The sequence below is a fragment of the Pedobacter glucosidilyticus genome (assembly GCF_002483235.1).
Taxonomy (GTDB): Bacteria; Bacteroidota; Bacteroidia; order Sphingobacteriales; family Sphingobacteriaceae; genus Pseudopedobacter; species Pseudopedobacter glucosidilyticum_B.
This window is the reverse complement of record NZ_DLHN01000026.1, coordinates 57,769-73,028: the sequence shown is the minus strand read 5'-3', so window position 1 is coordinate 73,028 and position 15,260 is coordinate 57,769. Positions and strand designations below refer to the sequence as shown.

The window sequence follows — 15,260 nt, the reverse complement described above, 5'->3', positions numbered from 1 at the left end:
CTTTATGATTCTTAAAATAAAAATCTGTCTCAAAAGTACTTTTTTTTTTCTGATATGCTTAGTTTGTTGTATATCATGTAAGCAAGAAAATAAAGTTGATGTTAGTCATATTAATATAGAGCTTACTATCAAAAGGTTTGACCAAGATTTAGCTAAAGTAAACCCAAACCAGCTTGCTACAGCATTACCTCCATTACAAAAAAAATATGGGGCTTTTTATCAAGATTATTTTGAGAAAATCTTAAATACGGGGCCAACATCTGATACCGCTTATTATCCTGTTGTAAAAGATGTTTTATCCGGGGCTCCTTATCAGGATTTACAAAAAGAAACACAAGCAGTTTATCCAAATTTAGATGCTCAAATTCCTATACTTACAGATGCTTTCAAACATGTAAAATATTACTATCCCAAAATTAAAATACCAACATTAATCACCTATATTTCGGGGTTTCAGGTACAAACACCTATTGGAGAAAATTATATTGGTATTGGTTTAGACATGTTTTTAGGCCCTGATTCTAAGTTTTACCCCGCTTTGGTAGAAAGTATTCCAAGATACATCAGCAGAAGGTTTACACCGGATAACATCACCCCGAGGGTAATGGAAGTATTGGCTCGTGAAGAGTTATTTCCAGAATCTGATGCAGAAAAAAGCTTATTGGATAAGATGATTTACAATGGAAAGATTCTTTATTTTTTAAGTAAAGTACAACCTACCATTGCTGATAGCATACTTATTGGTTACACCAAAGCACAGGCCGAATGGGCAAACAATTTCGAGTCTGATATTTGGGCTTATTTCTTGAGTGAGAATTTACTTTATGATACTGATTATCTAAAAATCCAGAAATATTTATCAGAAGCTCCATTTACACCAGGCTTAGGCGATAAGAATAATTCCGCACCAAAACTTGGTTTATTTATTGGCTGGCAAATTGTAAAGCGCTATATGCAAGAAAATCCTGAAACAACTTTACAAAAACTGATGTTAGAAAAAGACTATCAAAAAATATTAAAAGCATCTAAATACAAGCCCAATCAAAAATGAAAATAGGTATTGTTTTAAGCGGAGGCGGGATAAGAGGAATTGCACATTTGGGTGTTTTAAAAGCCCTAACGGAAAAGAAAATTCCTATCCACCAAATTACAGGTACTAGTGCAGGCGCTATAGCAGGCGCTTTGTTCGCTAATGGAATAGACCCTTATGAAGCTTTAAATATCTTTAAGAAAACGCCACTACTTCGCTTATTTAGATTAGCCATAGGTAGGCCAGCACTTTTAAAATTAGAATCTACTTTTCCACTTTTTTTAGATTACCTCCCTCATAATAGCTTTGAAAAGTTAAAAATACCTTTAACCGTTACCGCTACTAATTTTAATACGGGTAAGTTAACTTATTTCAGTTCTGGTACTTTGATTGATAAGGTGATGGCTTCTAGTTGTATACCGGGGATTTTTAATCCTATAGAAATAGAAGGAGATTTTTATGTTGATGGTGGAGTACTTAACAATTTCCCTTTAGAGCCTTTACAAAACAACTGCGATTACGTTATTGGTTCTTCTTGCAACCATTTACCGGTAATACAAAAGCTCAGGAATATGAAGCATGTGATAGAAAGAGCTGCTACTTTATCCACCAATCATGATATGGAAGAAAAAAGAAAAGGAGTAGATATTTTAATTGAGCCCCATGGTTTAGGAGAAACTGGTCTTTTTGATATTAGCCGGGCCGAAGAAATATTTTGGATAGCCCATGAAGAAGCTTTAAAGCAAATACGCGAGAGTGAATCTTTAACGCAAATCATATTAAGCTTAAAAAAGAAAAAGCCCTGAAATTATCAGAGCTTTTATAAATATGATTAAAATTTCATTAGTCTTTTAAAATTTTGAATACTCCGCCAATAGAGATAAATGCACCAATGAAAGTTAAAGCCCATCCAATTAAATCTACAACAGTAGAGTGCTCTATAAATTGCTTAATGTATACACCAAAAAGAGTTACAAAAACTCCAAGGATAATTACTTTATAATGAGAAGGGTTGTTTGCGTTTACCATAACTTAAATATTAAAGCTTTATGCCTGCAAAAATATAAAATAGTTGGATATAGTCGCTAATTTATTTTATAAAATTGTAGCAGTTATACATTAGAAAACGTAAGGTTTTAAAACAAAAGATGATGAAACTTAAATATCTTTTATTTCTGCTCTTATTTCCACTAAGCTTTTTCATCATAAGCTGCAATACTCAGGATGATGGAAAAATTTGTCCGGCAGTATTATGCGCTGCTCCGGCTCAAAATTTAAGACTGAAAATTACCGATAGAGGTCTAAACAGCCTTATTTTCAATTCGTCTAAACAACAACAAGCAGATTTAAGCATCTACAGTTTTAGGCTAAAAGAAAACATAAGTTTTAAGATTGATAGTACAGTAAGCACAACCAGATACATCAGCTTCCAAACAGCTATTTCAGATGAATTTATTATAAAAGTTGGTACTGTTTTATCTGATACTTTAAAAGTAGAAACTAAATTTATTGATCAGGATTGCTGCGGTACTTTGCAAATTACCAAGCTATCTTTTAATAATAAAGTATTACCACTTACTGCCGATAATACCATCATCTGGGAAAAACCTTAACAATATATATTTATACATTAACCTTAACACCTCTTTAACCATAATGGTAAAGAGGTGTTTTTTTATAAAACTGATGAAACAAAAAAAGAGGATAGTTTCCTACCCTCTTTTAAAATAGCTGTATTAAAATTGAACTTATCCGTTAGATAATGCAGCTGCACCACTTACAATCTCAGAAAGCTCTGTAGTAATAGCTGCTTGACGAGCTTGGTTATAAGCCAATTTCAATTTCTTAAGTAAATCTCCAGCGTTATCAGTGGCTTTATCCATAGCAGTCATCCTTGCGCCATGCTCAGAAGCGTGAGAATCTAAAACAGCTTTGTAAAGTTGTATTTTGATGTTTTTAGGAATCAATTGCTCTACAATTTCTTCTTTAGAAGGCTCAAGAATATAATCTGTATTAGAAACCTGTTTCTCAGAACGCTCTGCTTTAGGCACTGGCAATAATTGTTCTACGGTTAAAATCTGCATTGCTGCATTTTTAAACTGGTTGTAAACAACTTCTACCTTATCATATTGGCCTTTAACAAAAGCATCCATAACGCTTTCTGTAATTGCAGAAACGTTCTCAAAATTAAGATTTGAGTAAAGCTCGTTATTGTTACCAATAACATTATAATTGCGCTTCTCATAATAATCTTGAGCTTTTTTACCAATAGCTATGATGTGAAGATTACCACTTTTGTGGTAAGAATCATATTTTTCTGCTATTAAATTATTAGCAGTTTTTATTGCATTTGTATTAAAAGCTCCGGCTAACCCACGATTAGAAGTTACTACAATTAATAGTACATTTTTAACTTCTCTTTCCTGAGTATATACAGATACCCCATCCTCTAAACTAGCAGAAAGATTAGCTAAAATCTCTTTTAGTTTATTAGCATAAGGACGTAATTGTATAATAGCGTTAGTAGCTCTTTTTAACTTAGCAGCCGAAACCATTTTCATAGCTTTGGTAATCTGCTGAGTAGAACTTACAGATGCAATTCTAATTCTTACTTCTTTTAAATTTGCCATTTTCTAGTATTGAGAATTGAGTAGTGAGTATTGCGATGATTTACTCCATACACTATACACCCTACTCAATACTAAAATTAATATTTATCAGAAACCTCTTTTGCTACTGTTTCTAAAACACTTGTTAAGCTATCATCAAATTTACCAGCTTTTAAGGCTGCCAAAACTTCTGGATGACGTTGCTCTAATTGTGTAGTATACTCCAGTTCAAATTCTCTTACTTTATTTACAGGTACATTTCTCATTAAGTTTTTAGTACCAGCGTAAATAATAGCAACTTGCTTTTCAACCGTTACCGGAGAGAACTGACCTTGCTTTAAGATTTCTACGTTACGAGCTCCTTTATCTAAAACCAGTTTAGTTGAAGCATCTAAATCTGAACCAAATTTAGAGAATGCCTCTAACTCGCGATATTGTGCTTGGTCTAGTTTTAAAGTACCCGCAACTTTCTTCATGGATTTAATTTGAGCGTTACCACCTACACGTGATACAGAAATACCAACGTTAATAGCCGGACGAACACCCGCGTTAAATAAGTTAGACTCTAAGAATATCTGACCATCGGTAATTGAAATTACGTTGGTAGGGATATAAGCAGAAACGTCACCCGCTTGAGTTTCGATAATTGGCAATGCTGTTAAAGAACCACCACCTTTTACGATACCTTTGATAGACTCTGGTAAATCGTTCATTTGCTGAGCGATAGAATCGTTAGAATTGATTTTAGCAGCTCTTTCTAATAAACGACTGTGAAGATAGAAAACGTCTCCAGGATAAGCCTCACGACCAGGAGGACGCTTTAACAATAAAGATACCTCGCGGTAAGCTACTGCTTGTTTAGATAAATCATCATAAACAATTAAAGCTGGTCTACCTGTATCACGGAAGAATTCGCCAATTGCAGCACCTGCAAATGGAGCATAGAATTGCATTGGAGCAGGATCTGCTGCAGAAGCTGCAACAACAATGGTATAAGCCATAGCACCTTTTTCGTCAAGCGCTTTTACAACGTTCGCTACAGTACTTGCTTTTTGACCAATGGCTACATATATACAAAATACAGGTTGTCCTGCATCGTAAAATTCTTTTTGATTGATGATGGTATCAATACAAACTGCTGATTTACCAGTTTGACGGTCACCAATAACCAACTCACGCTGACCACGACCAATAGGAATCATCGCATCAATAGCTTTAATACCTGTTTGTAATGGCTCGGTAACTGGTTGACGATAGATTACACCCGGTGCTTTACGCTCCAAAGGCATCTCGTAAGTTGTACCTATAATAGGGCCTTTACCATCAATTGGCTGACCAAGCGTGTTAACCACACGACCTAACATACCTTCACCTACTTTAATAGACGCGATACGTTTTGTTCTTTTAATGGTGTCACCCTCTTTTATCTCGTCAGAAGCTCCTAACAATACCACCCCAACGTTATCTTCTTCAAGATTTAGTACGATACCTTGTAAACCAGTTTCAAACTCCACTAGCTCACCGGCTTGTACTTTAGTTAAACCATAAACACGGGCAATACCGTCACCCACTTGGAGTACAGTACCAACCTCTTCTAATTCAGTTTCAGACTTGAATCCCGACAATTGCTGACGTAAAATCGCCGAAACTTCATCTGGTCTTACCTCTACCATCTTTTATTTATTTAAGATATTAATTTTTATTTTTTACTTAATTAAGCTACTACTCTTTGTGCAAAATCCTTTTTTAGCTGATTTAACTTGCTTGAAATACTAGCATCAAATTGCTTATCACCAACGGTTAAAACAAAACCACCAATTAAACTTTCGTCTATAGTAGCATTTAATCTAACCTCACCACCTGTAACTTCTTTTACTTTGGCAATAATGTCTGCTTTTGCAGTGTCTGATAAAGCTATAGCAGATGTTACCTTAGCAGTTACAATATTTTTGTATTGGTTGTATTGGTTAAGAAACTCTTTAGCAGTTCCAAATAGCACTTCAGCTCTTGCTTTATCAATAACAATTTTTAAAAAAGCTTTGGTTGTAGCATGTACTTTGTCTCCAAAAATTGCAACTAAGATGCTATTTTTCTTTCCAATTGGAATAATTGGATTCTTAAGTACAGCTTGTAACTCAGTACTTGCTTTAACTGTATCTACAAATAATTGCATATCACCTTTTACTTGTTCTAAAGCATTTTGCTCTTTTGCAAGGTCTATAAGTGATTTAGCGTATCTTGATGCTACTTTTATTTCTGACATATTTTTTAAAAGTTTAATTCAAAAATCAAAATTCAAAACTTAAACATCGTTTTGAATTTTAAATTTTTACTTTTTATCTAGCTCAGCTTAACATCCTTTAATAACTCGCCCACAAGTTGTTCTTGCTTTTGCTTATCATTAAACTGTTGACGCATAATTTTTTCTGCAATTTCTAAAGATAAAGAAGCAACTTGGTTTTTAACCTCATCTAAAGCCGCTATCTTTTGGTTATTAATCTCCAATTTTGCTTTCTCGATTAATTTAGCGCCTTCTGTCTGAGCCTGGGTCTTAGCCTCATTAACAATCTGATCTTTAATTTCTTTAGCTTCTTTTAAGATAGCATCACGCTCTGCTTTAGCTTGTTTTAAAAGTGCCTCGTTTTCGTTTGATAAGCGAGCCATTTCTTGCTTAGCTAATTCTGCTTTGTTTAAAGCATCCTCAATAGAACGCTCACGCTCATGAATAGCGCCTAACATGGGTTTCCATGCTAATTTCTTTAAAATAACAAGTAAAATTAGAAAGGATACTAATGTCCAGAAAACCAATCCAATACTAGGAGTTACTAATTCCATAAAAGTTTATATATGTTGTTACTAATGAATGTCTTTTTAAAAACCGGAAATAAAGCCAATCGCTAGATTTCCGGTTTTGTTAATGATAATGATCCTTATGCAGGATTGTTACCTAATAACGCAACTACCACACCGAATAAAGCAACACCTTCTACAAGTGCCGCAGCGATGATCATAGCAGTTTGAATTTTTGAAGCAGCCTCTGGCTGACGAGCAATACCTTCCATTGCTTTACCACCTACTTGACCGATACCAATACCAGCACCGATTACTGCTAAACCTGCACCTATTGCAGCGATTGAACCTACCATAACTTTAATTTATTATATGATTGTTAAACAAAATGTTTCTATTTATTGAGTTGGTTAGTTTTGTTAGTTGATAGTTTTTTAGAAATAAAGCACTATTCATCTAAACTTTATTAACCTTTCTATTTTATTCTTAAAGTTTTTAACTTCCTTTTATTAAGAAGTCTTTACTCTTTTCTCTTTAAATCCTTATTCTCCATTAATGATGATGCTCTTCTACTGCCGTACCTATAAATAATGCCGTAAGCATGGTAAAGATAAAGGCTTGCAAGAAAGCAACTAAAAGTTCTAATACATCCATAAATAAAACGAAAGCAACTGATACCGGAGCGATAGCTAATGTTTTAAAGATGAAAATCAGAGATATTAAACTTAATACGATAATGTGACCAGCTGTAATGTTTGCAAACAAACGAACCATTAGAGCGAAAGGCTTAGAGAAAACTCCAATAACCTCTACCACCCACATGATTGGTAATAACCAAAAAGGAACATCTGGTTTAAAGATATGCGCCCAGTAGTATTTATTACCATTGATGTTAACAACTACAAGAACGATAAAAGCTAATACCATAGTAACTGCTATATTACCAGTTACGTTTGCACTACCTGGGAAAATAGGAACTAAGCCTAACAAGTTATTAAACCATATAAAAAAGAATATGGTTAATAAAAGAGGCATAAATTTCTCGTATTTATATCCAATATTAGGACGAGCAATATCATCTCTAACAAATACAATTAAGGGTTCTAACCAAGATTGTAAACCTTTAGGTGCTTTTCCAACACGTTTTTTATAAGAACCTGCAACACTAATAAAAATCACTAATATTAAAATAACCGATATAAACATAGCAGCTACGTTTTTAGTGATTGAAAAATCTAAAATAGAAACAGACTCATCAACAGTACCATCAGCTTTTAAAACTTTAATATGCTCATGCTCATTTACATAAGTATAATACTTACCAGCATAAGGTTTTGGTGCATGATGCTCATCCATTAAATTAGCTGAAGAAAAAATTTCTAAACCTTGAGGAGTATATAAAATAACTGGAAGAGGTAAACTTGTGTGACCCCATAAGTGCCAGCTATGCGCATCGCTTATGTGCTCTAAAATAGTTACCGTTGGATCAAATTTTTCTTCTGCCGCAGCATGATGTCCTGCTTCTGCTCCTGCCGGTTCAATGGTTGCATTTTCTTGATTTGAATAGGCATTAAATGACAAAAACGCTAAAAAAAGTGCGAATAACGCCTTTAATCCAAAATTTTTATAATTTAAAATGTGGCTAAAATCCATTGATTCCGTGTTTTTTACTTTTTAATTTGGTGGCGCAAGTTAAGTAACAAACAATAAATTTCAAAGGTCGTAAAGGATAAATAAATAGAAAAAAAATTTATAACGAATAAAATAGGGTCTATTTTAAACTTACTGAGATAAAAAAGAACAACTATCATGCTGATTAACAGCCTGATAACTATAGCGCCCATCACTACAAAAACTTGTCCCTCGCCTCCTTTTTGTATCCCAATAAAAGAAACAAAGAAAACCATAAGGGTAATGACTGCCATGAAGCCAAATATTACCCAAAATTTAGGAATGAAAAAAGCTTGCAAACCTAATGGCCCTTGAAGCAAGCTAACCAAGCCAATTAAGAAAAGCGTAAAAATGGTAAACCAGATAAAAAATTTTGAAAGACTCAATTTGAAGATTTATTAATTCCTTTTAATACTGTATAAATAGCGATGATAACGCCAAGCAAACTTGAGATACCTGTTATGATAGGTGTTTTACTAGCCCTAGACTCGTCTATTTTATATCCTACAAAGGTAAAAACTCCTATGATACTAAACATCTGAAAAGCCAATCCAGAGTATTTAATGTAATTATTTACAGTTTTAAGCGGTGGCTTCTTGTCTTTCTGCTCTAACATCAAATATTTTTTTCTTTTCTGAAATAGATTTGGTTTGAGATAAACCTGTTTGGCAATGACCAGTAAAATTAGCCCCGTTTTCTACCACCAATTTATTAGATGCAATATCGCCATTAACTTGAGCGGTAGCTTTTAAATATAATGTTTCTGAGCTGGAAATATTACCGTTTACCAAGCCAGACACTTCTGCCGAGTCTGAATGTATATTACCATTAACTTCACCGGTTTGCCCAATAACTACTTTTGCTTTAGATAATAAGTTACCTGTTATTTTCCCATCAATCCTGATATCTCCACTGGTTTCCAAATCACCTTTAATTTGAGTACCCACACCAACAATATTGATAGCGCCTGCTTTTTGTTCGCCTTTAATGGCATCTTCCTTTTTTTTTCGAAACATGACTTGTGTTTAAAAGGTTATATAATTTTCTGGGTTTACTGGCGAACCGTTTAACCAAAGTTCAAAATGCAAATGTGGCCCGGTTGTGTATTCTCCGCTATCGCCAACTACGGCAATTACCTCTCCTGCCCTCACGAAGCTACCAACTTTCTTTAACAATGCAGAACAATGCTTATAAAAAGATAACATATTATTTGCATGCTGTATAGCAATTACGTAACCTGTTTCTGGGGTGAAATTTGAAAAAACCACTGTACCATCTAGTGTAGACTTGATATTTTCATTCTTCCTGGTTACCACATCAACTGCATAATGTTGTTGAGTATTATCGAATTTCGATGATATTTTCCCTTTCACCGGGCTAAAAAAAGAGAAAGTTGCTATCCCACTCTTTGCTCCGGTGCTACCTTCACTTAAATCAAATCGGCCTTCAGACTCTATAAGCTTTCTAAGCTCTTTTTCATCATCAGAAATTTTTTGATTCAATTTTATACTATCAGATTTGATGTTATTATCTTTTGGCTTGGCTAGTTTATCTTCATCTGGTTTGCCACTGATGATTTGATTAAGATTGGCGAGGTATAAATCATTTGCCTTCACTAATTTTTCTAAGGAATCTACCTTGGCATAGGTAGAAATAATGTCTCTTTTATTATCAATATCGGCAACACCGGTTATGTATTCTCTTAATGGAGTTATTTTAATGATTACGATGGTTAAAAAAACTAATACAATAGCAAAAGCAGATGTTCCTATTAATAAATACCATAAGGAGGCTCTAAACGATGCTTTTTCTTCAAAAGTATGATCATTTAAAATAACTAATTTATATTTTTCCTTTAAGCGGGCCGAGAGTTTTTTTCTTTTACTCATCCTTTCCTAAATATTCTGCTCTTATTAATATCTTTACGATAGTGTGAATATTGGCAATATAAAATAAATTTGCTCGTATTTAGTTGTAATATTTAAAATCAATATTTTGAAATTTTATAAAACTAATGGTCTTTTTAGACTATTTATCATATTTATTATAGTTTTTTCTTCGGGTTGCTTCATCAAAAAGAAAGGTAAGAAAACTTCCATGATGAAGAATATAACAGCACATTACAACATTTATTACAATGCGTCTGAAATTCTTAGAGAATCAGAAATCAATATTAGAAATCTTCATAAGGATGATTATAACCAAATTCTTGATATTTATCCCTTACCTACAGAGAGTGGTTCATCATCAGAATCTGAAAATTTAAATGAAGTAGTGAACCGGGCTAATAGAATAGCCCTTGAAAAATTTGAAAGCAGATGGGTAGATGATGCCTTTTTACTATTAGCAAAATCAGAATATCTAAAAGGAAATTACTACAATGCGTTAGAATATTTCGGTTATGTGGGTAGCAATTATCCCGAAGAAAAGAAAAACACACTTGAAGGGCTTATCTGGCAAGGAAAATCTTACTTTGCTATAAACAATTATGCTTTGGCAGATACCATACTGCAAAAGGCTTACGCAAAGAATCTTAAGTATCACAGAGCCCAGTTAAATGCCGCACTTGCACAAAGTTATCTCTATAAGGAAGATATAGATTCGGCCATCTTTCATCTTCAAAAAGCGGTTAATTTCACTAAAAATCGTTACGAGAAAACCAGGTGGACATTCATTTTAGCGCAGCTTCAGGAAGAAAATAATCAGTTGGAAGACGCTTACTCCAATTACTCTAAAGTAGTTAAAAGTAATGCTGCTTTTGAAATGTCTTTTAATGCAAATTTAGCTCGCATTAAATTAGAGGAAAATGCTAGCGGGAAAGATTTTAATAAAATTGCAACGCTTAAAAGACTGCTAAAAGAAGATAAAAACAGAGAATTTAAAGACCAAATTTATTATCAAATTGGAAATACCCTTTTACAACAGGGAGATTTGGCACAGGCCCAAGAGTATTATCAATTATCTGCACATACTATACCTGGCTCTCAAAAGCAAAGAGGTTTATCTTATTTAAAACTAGCTGAAGTAAGTTTTGATTCTTTAAAGAATTATACCCAGGCACAACTTTATTATGATAGTACTTTGCAAAGTTTACCCAAAGAGTATCCGGGTTACCAAAACATTGTGATAAAAGCCAATAACTTACAGTATTTAGCCCAACGCCTAACCTTGATAGAGAAAGAGCAGGAGTTATTGATGCTTTCTACTTTAACCAGTGAGGCCAGAGAACAATACATCAATGAAAAAATACAAGTTAAAGTAGAAAAAGAAGCTGTTAAAAGGCAAGAAAATGCAAATTTGGCTTTTGTAAGTATACCCGAGGCATCTGCAAGTAATAAAAATGCAGGCTCTTTTTACTTTAATAACCCTTTGGCAATTAGCCAGGGAATGAGTGATTTTAAGAAGAGATGGGGAAACAGAAAATTACAAGATAACTGGAGAATAAGCGGAAGTTCTTCTGTAAATAATAATGCTGCTGGTTTAGCCAATAATTTGGGGAGCATCAATAATAATTTAAGTACAAGAGCAGAGAATATAGACTCTTTAAAAGCTGATTTTTTAAATACTGTGCCCTTAACCAACGAAAAAAGAACTGCATCTTTAAACAAAATTAAAACAGCCCGCTATGAAATTGCCCTTTTTTACAAAGATGTATTAGATGATAAAATAGCATCCATAGAGGCTTTGGAAATGCTTGTGAAAGATTATAACCCGCAAGACGAGAAACTGGCCGAAATTTATTACCAACTTTATAGAATTTATCAAGATATAAACCCTCAACAATCTGATAAATATAAAACTTTATTGACGGATTATTTCCCTCAATCTATTTACGCTAAAGCTATCATTAACCCAAACTTTAACAAAGCAGACCAAGCTGTGTTAAATGATTTAAACGCAAAATACGAGGCTATATTTAAGCTCTATCAACAAAAAGAATATCAAGAAGCTATTGAAAAAATTGAAAATTTAAGTCCTAAATTTGAAAACTTTCCAGACCTAGCTCCTAAATTTTTGTACCTTAAAACAATGGCATTGGGTTACACTCAAAAACCTAATATTTTTGTAGAACAACTGCAAAAAATTATTACTGATTATCCTACGGACACCATTACTATACCTACCATAAAAACGCAACTGGCCTTTATCAATAATAATAAAACAAATTTTTATAGCAGGCCAACTGCTTTATTAGCTTATCACCCAAATCAGTCTCAAACATCTACTAAACCAAATTTAGTTATACTTGATATACCTAAAGCAGAGGATGAGGAAATTGCAATTTCAAAAAAGGCAGTACAACCAAGTGTTGAAACAAAAATAAATCAAACAAAAGAAGACAAGCCAAAACCAAATATAGAAATTGCTGCAAAAAAGCCCGAGAAAGACATTAAACCTGTAATAGAAAAACCTGTAGAGAAGAATATAGACCCTGCAAAAGAAGAAACTAAAACGTTAACAAAACCAGCAGAAAGCCTTGTTAAAGAAGAGAAACCAGCTGACATAGAAACTGTAAAACCAACGCCTAGCAAACCGGCAGCTATTATATTTTCTAATAATCCCAGGGTGCAACATGTCATTATCATTAACATTAAAGATGCAAAAACTAACGTAGCCAAACCTTTTGCAGAACTTACCAAGTATTTTTATGCTAAATTTGCACCATCAACAGTTAATTTAACAATCAGAACCGTGAGCACCACGGATAAATTAATAGCTATAAGAGCGCAACTTAACAATAAAGATTTAGCTGAAAAAGCTTTACTTGAGTTAGAAAAAGAATTGCCTACTATTCTTAATTTACCAGCTTCATCGTATAGAAAGTTTGTAATTTCTGAGCCTAACTTACTGTTGATAAAGGATACAGAAAGTTTAAACCAGTATTTAAATTATATAAAATAACATGCAAAGAAAAGAAAGCCTTTCTTTAGAAGATATCAAAAAGTATAATCGTATTTTTTGGAAATGTATTGCTGGATTTATAATTTTTCTAATTTTAATTCTAAGTGCTACTGGCTTAGGCTTGTTTGGAGAACTCCCTTCGTTTAGAGATTTAGAAAACCCTAAAAGTAACCTTGCATCTTCAATACTATCAGAAGATAAAGTTGAATTGGGTAATTACTATGTACAAAACCGTTCAAATATTAGGTTTAAAGATATTTCTCCTAATGTGATTAACGCATTGGTAGCCACAGAAGATGTAAGATTTTTAGACCACTCTGGTATAGATTTTAAAAGAACATTCACCATTATTTTTTATAACCTTATCGGGAAAAAGCAAGGTGCAAGTACCATTACACAACAATTAGCTCTAAACTTATTTTCAGATAAAGCCAGAGAAAGATCAGTCATTAAAAGAATTCCTCAAAAACTTAAAGAGCTTATTGTAGCGGTTAAATTAGAAAGGAATTATACCAAAGAAGAAATCATCACCATGTATTTAAATACGGTAGATTTTGGAAATAATTCTTTTGGTATAAAAGCAGCTGCCCGTACCTATTTTAATACAACACCTGCAAAACTTAATCCAGCACAAGCCGCTACTTTAGTAGGTATTTTAAAAGGTACCACTTTATACTCGCCCACCAGAAACCCAGAAAGAGCTTTAGGAAGACGTAACCTTATCATGCAAAAAATGGTAGATGAAGGTTTTCTTGAGCAGCCAAAAGCTGATGAATTAAAAGCCCAAGACCTAAATTTAGAGCTTAATAGAACCAGCCATAGTGAAGGACTGGCTACTTACTTTAGAGCTGTTTTAAAGAAAGATATTCAGGAAACTTTTGAAAAAATGTCTATCAGAAAAGCTGATGGTAGTAGTTATGATTTAGATAGAGATGGATTACGAATATATACCACCATCAATTCTAAAATGCAACGCTATGCAGAAGAGGCACAAAGAGAGTACATGAAAACGCTGCAACAGCAATTTAATGCACATTGGAAAGGCAGAGATCCTTTTAAAGGAAACGAAAATTTGATTATTCAAGGTATGAAACGCTCTGACAGGTATAAGATGCTCAAAGAAGAAGGGCTTTCTGATGAAGAAATCAAAGATAATTTCAATACACCAACATCCATGGAAATTTTTAGCTGGAGGGGTAATATTGATACCATGATGAGACCTATAGATTCTATCAAATATTATAAAATGATATTGAGAAATTCTATGATGGCTATGGACCCTAAAAGTGGCGAAATCAAAGCTTGGGTTGGTGGTATTAGCTTTGAGCATTTTAAATACGACCAAGTAAAAATGGGAACTCGCCAAGTAGGCTCAACCGCAAAACCTTTTACTTATGCTGTAGGTATAGATAATGGATTATCTCCATGCTATCAGGTGAATAATGTACCTTTTACCGTAACTGGTTACGGAGAGCCATGGACACCAAGAGGACACGGTTCTATACCCGGATATATAACTTTAAGGAAGGCCTTAGCCAACTCTCAAAACTTTATAACGGCATGGGTTATGCAGCAAGTAGGCCCTACAGCAGTTGCTGCTTTAGCCAAGAGAATGGGTATAACCACAGATGTACCTCCCTATCCGTCTATCGCATTAGGTTCTTTTGAAGCTTCTGTTTATGACATGACTGGTGCTTACAGTGCTTTTGTAAATCATGGTGTTTGGACAGAACCTACTTATTTATTAAGAGTAGAAGATAAAAACGGCAATGTATTGTATGATAGAAAACCTAAAGTGGTACAAGCTTTAAATGAACAAACCGCTTATGTAATGACTTATATGCTTAAAGGTGTGGTAGAAGAAGGTACAGGAGTTAGGTTAAGATACCGCTATGGATTAAGCAACCCCATAGGTGGTAAAACCGGAACCACAAACGATAACTCTGACGGTTGGTTTATGGCTGTAACACCACAATTAGTAGCCGGAGTTTGGACTGGATGCGAAGACAGAGCCATACATTTTAGAAGCACCAATTTAGGCGAAGGAGCAAATACCGCATTACCAGTTTTTGCACTCTTTATCAAAAAAGTTTATGCGGATACGTCTTTAGGCATCAGAAAAGGAGATTTTGAAGCCCCAGCAGGTGGTTCTTCTATAACTTTAGATTGTAGCCAATATCAAGGTTCTGATACAGGTACCAGCACCAAAGGAAATAAAGAAGATTTAGACCAACGTTTAGGGTTTTAATTCTATTTAT

At 33.9% G+C, this 15,260-nt stretch carries 15 protein-coding genes; 5 read left to right on the top strand and 10 right to left on the bottom strand.

What is annotated here, in order from left to right; genetic code table 11:
* The first annotated feature begins 4 nt into the window (after positions 1-4).
* Both gldB and B2745_RS11100 read left to right on the top strand, forming a co-directional pair.
* Entirely contained in the window at positions 5-1,051 is a 1,047-nt protein-coding gene (gene gldB / locus B2745_RS11105; RefSeq protein ID WP_304066483.1) for a gliding motility lipoprotein GldB, read from the top strand.
* The gene (locus tag B2745_RS11100; protein WP_304066480.1) at positions 1,048-1,836 is read left to right on the top strand and encodes a patatin-like phospholipase family protein; all 789 of its coding nucleotides are present in this window, start codon (positions 1,048-1,050) and stop codon (positions 1,834-1,836) included. The genes gldB and B2745_RS11100 overlap by 4 nt, the downstream gene beginning before the upstream one ends.
* A 37-nt stretch (positions 1,837-1,873) precedes the next feature.
* Here the strand turns inward: B2745_RS11100 and B2745_RS11095 are convergent, their stop codons facing one another.
* Positions 1,874-2,059, bottom strand: a complete 186-nt coding sequence (locus B2745_RS11095; protein ID WP_026905011.1) for a hypothetical protein — start codon at positions 2,057-2,059, stop codon at positions 1,874-1,876.
* 119 nt (positions 2,060-2,178) lie between these two features.
* Here B2745_RS11095 and B2745_RS11090 point away from each other — a divergent pair, with 119 nt between their 5' ends.
* Entirely contained in the window at positions 2,179-2,643 is a 465-nt protein-coding gene (locus B2745_RS11090) for a hypothetical protein (RefSeq protein ID WP_304066477.1), read from the top strand.
* 135 nt (positions 2,644-2,778) lie between these two features.
* Here the strand turns inward: B2745_RS11090 and atpG are convergent, their stop codons facing one another.
* The 9 genes from atpG to B2745_RS11045 all read right to left on the bottom strand — a co-directional run bounded on the left by atpG (position 2,779) and on the right by B2745_RS11045 (position 9,989).
* On the bottom strand, positions 2,779-3,660 hold the full coding sequence (gene atpG / locus B2745_RS11085) for an ATP synthase F1 subunit gamma (protein ID WP_026905009.1): 882 nt from the start codon (positions 3,658-3,660) through the stop codon (positions 2,779-2,781).
* A gap of 77 nt (positions 3,661-3,737) precedes the next feature.
* Complete coding sequence (gene atpA, locus B2745_RS11080; protein ID WP_304066474.1) at positions 3,738-5,312, bottom strand: F0F1 ATP synthase subunit alpha; 1,575 nt, start codon at positions 5,310-5,312, stop codon at positions 3,738-3,740.
* A gap of 41 nt (positions 5,313-5,353) precedes the next feature.
* Positions 5,354-5,902 (bottom strand): ATP synthase F1 subunit delta, encoded by a 549-nt coding sequence (gene atpH, locus B2745_RS11075; RefSeq protein ID WP_304066471.1) that lies wholly within the window; start codon positions 5,900-5,902, stop codon positions 5,354-5,356.
* Positions 5,903-5,979: 77 nt separating this feature from the next.
* On the bottom strand, positions 5,980-6,474 hold the full coding sequence (atpF, locus tag B2745_RS11070; protein WP_304066468.1) for a F0F1 ATP synthase subunit B: 495 nt from the start codon (positions 6,472-6,474) through the stop codon (positions 5,980-5,982).
* 95 nt (positions 6,475-6,569) lie between these two features.
* Complete coding sequence (gene atpE, locus B2745_RS11065) at positions 6,570-6,785, bottom strand: ATP synthase F0 subunit C (RefSeq protein ID WP_026905005.1); 216 nt, start codon at positions 6,783-6,785, stop codon at positions 6,570-6,572.
* A gap of 196 nt (positions 6,786-6,981) precedes the next feature.
* Positions 6,982-8,082: a F0F1 ATP synthase subunit A gene (gene atpB, locus B2745_RS11060; RefSeq protein ID WP_304066465.1), complete on the bottom strand. Its 1,101-nt coding sequence runs from the start codon at positions 8,080-8,082 to the stop codon at positions 6,982-6,984.
* Positions 8,083-8,482: 400 nt separating this feature from the next.
* Complete coding sequence (locus tag B2745_RS11055; RefSeq protein WP_304066462.1) at positions 8,483-8,716, bottom strand: AtpZ/AtpI family protein; 234 nt, start codon at positions 8,714-8,716, stop codon at positions 8,483-8,485.
* Positions 8,682-9,116 (bottom strand): bactofilin family protein, encoded by a 435-nt coding sequence (locus B2745_RS11050; RefSeq protein ID WP_304066459.1) that lies wholly within the window; start codon positions 9,114-9,116, stop codon positions 8,682-8,684. Before B2745_RS11050 ends, B2745_RS11055 begins: the two co-directional genes overlap by 35 nt.
* 9 nt (positions 9,117-9,125) lie before the next feature.
* Complete coding sequence (locus B2745_RS11045; RefSeq protein ID WP_304066456.1) at positions 9,126-9,989, bottom strand: M23 family metallopeptidase; 864 nt, start codon at positions 9,987-9,989, stop codon at positions 9,126-9,128.
* Positions 9,990-10,197: 208 nt separating this feature from the next.
* Between B2745_RS11045 and B2745_RS11040 the strand changes: the two genes are divergently transcribed.
* Both B2745_RS11040 and B2745_RS11035 read left to right on the top strand, forming a co-directional pair.
* The gene (locus B2745_RS11040) at positions 10,198-13,002 is read left to right on the top strand and encodes a tetratricopeptide repeat protein (protein ID WP_304066453.1); all 2,805 of its coding nucleotides are present in this window, start codon (positions 10,198-10,200) and stop codon (positions 13,000-13,002) included.
* Position 13,003: 1 nt separating this feature from the next.
* Positions 13,004-15,250, top strand: coding sequence for a penicillin-binding protein 1A (locus B2745_RS11035; RefSeq protein WP_304066451.1), 2,247 nt, complete (start codon positions 13,004-13,006; stop codon positions 15,248-15,250).
* The last annotated feature ends 10 nt before the right edge of the window (positions 15,251-15,260 follow it).

Bases quoted from the DNA above. Each gene is read 5' to 3' on its own strand.
- atpH (WP_304066471.1), bottom strand. From the start codon at position 5,902: ATGTCAGAAATAAAAGTAGCATCAAGATACGCTAAATCACTTATAGAC.
- atpF (WP_304066468.1), bottom strand. From the start codon at position 6,474: ATGGAATTAGTAACTCCTAGTATTGGATTGGTTTTCTGGACATTAGTA.
- B2745_RS11045 (WP_304066456.1), bottom strand. From the start codon at position 9,989: ATGAGTAAAAGAAAAAAACTCTCGGCCCGCTTAAAGGAAAAATATAAA.
- B2745_RS11040 (WP_304066453.1), top strand. From the start codon at position 10,198: ATGATGAAGAATATAACAGCACATTACAACATTTATTACAATGCGTCT.
- B2745_RS11090 (WP_304066477.1), top strand. From the start codon at position 2,179: ATGATGAAACTTAAATATCTTTTATTTCTGCTCTTATTTCCACTAAGC.
- gldB (WP_304066483.1), top strand. From the start codon at position 5: ATGATTCTTAAAATAAAAATCTGTCTCAAAAGTACTTTTTTTTTTCTG.
- B2745_RS11100 (WP_304066480.1), top strand. From the start codon at position 1,048: ATGAAAATAGGTATTGTTTTAAGCGGAGGCGGGATAAGAGGAATTGCA.
- B2745_RS11095 (WP_026905011.1), bottom strand. From the start codon at position 2,059: ATGGTAAACGCAAACAACCCTTCTCATTATAAAGTAATTATCCTTGGA.
- atpE (WP_026905005.1), bottom strand. From the start codon at position 6,785: ATGGTAGGTTCAATCGCTGCAATAGGTGCAGGTTTAGCAGTAATCGGT.
- atpG (WP_026905009.1), bottom strand. From the start codon at position 3,660: ATGGCAAATTTAAAAGAAGTAAGAATTAGAATTGCATCTGTAAGTTCT.
- atpA (WP_304066474.1), bottom strand. From the start codon at position 5,312: ATGGTAGAGGTAAGACCAGATGAAGTTTCGGCGATTTTACGTCAGCAA.
- B2745_RS11035 (WP_304066451.1), top strand. From the start codon at position 13,004: ATGCAAAGAAAAGAAAGCCTTTCTTTAGAAGATATCAAAAAGTATAAT.
- B2745_RS11050 (WP_304066459.1), bottom strand. From the start codon at position 9,116: ATGTTTCGAAAAAAAAAGGAAGATGCCATTAAAGGCGAACAAAAAGCA.
- atpB (WP_304066465.1), bottom strand. From the start codon at position 8,082: ATGGATTTTAGCCACATTTTAAATTATAAAAATTTTGGATTAAAGGCG.
- B2745_RS11055 (WP_304066462.1), bottom strand. From the start codon at position 8,716: ATGTTAGAGCAGAAAGACAAGAAGCCACCGCTTAAAACTGTAAATAAT.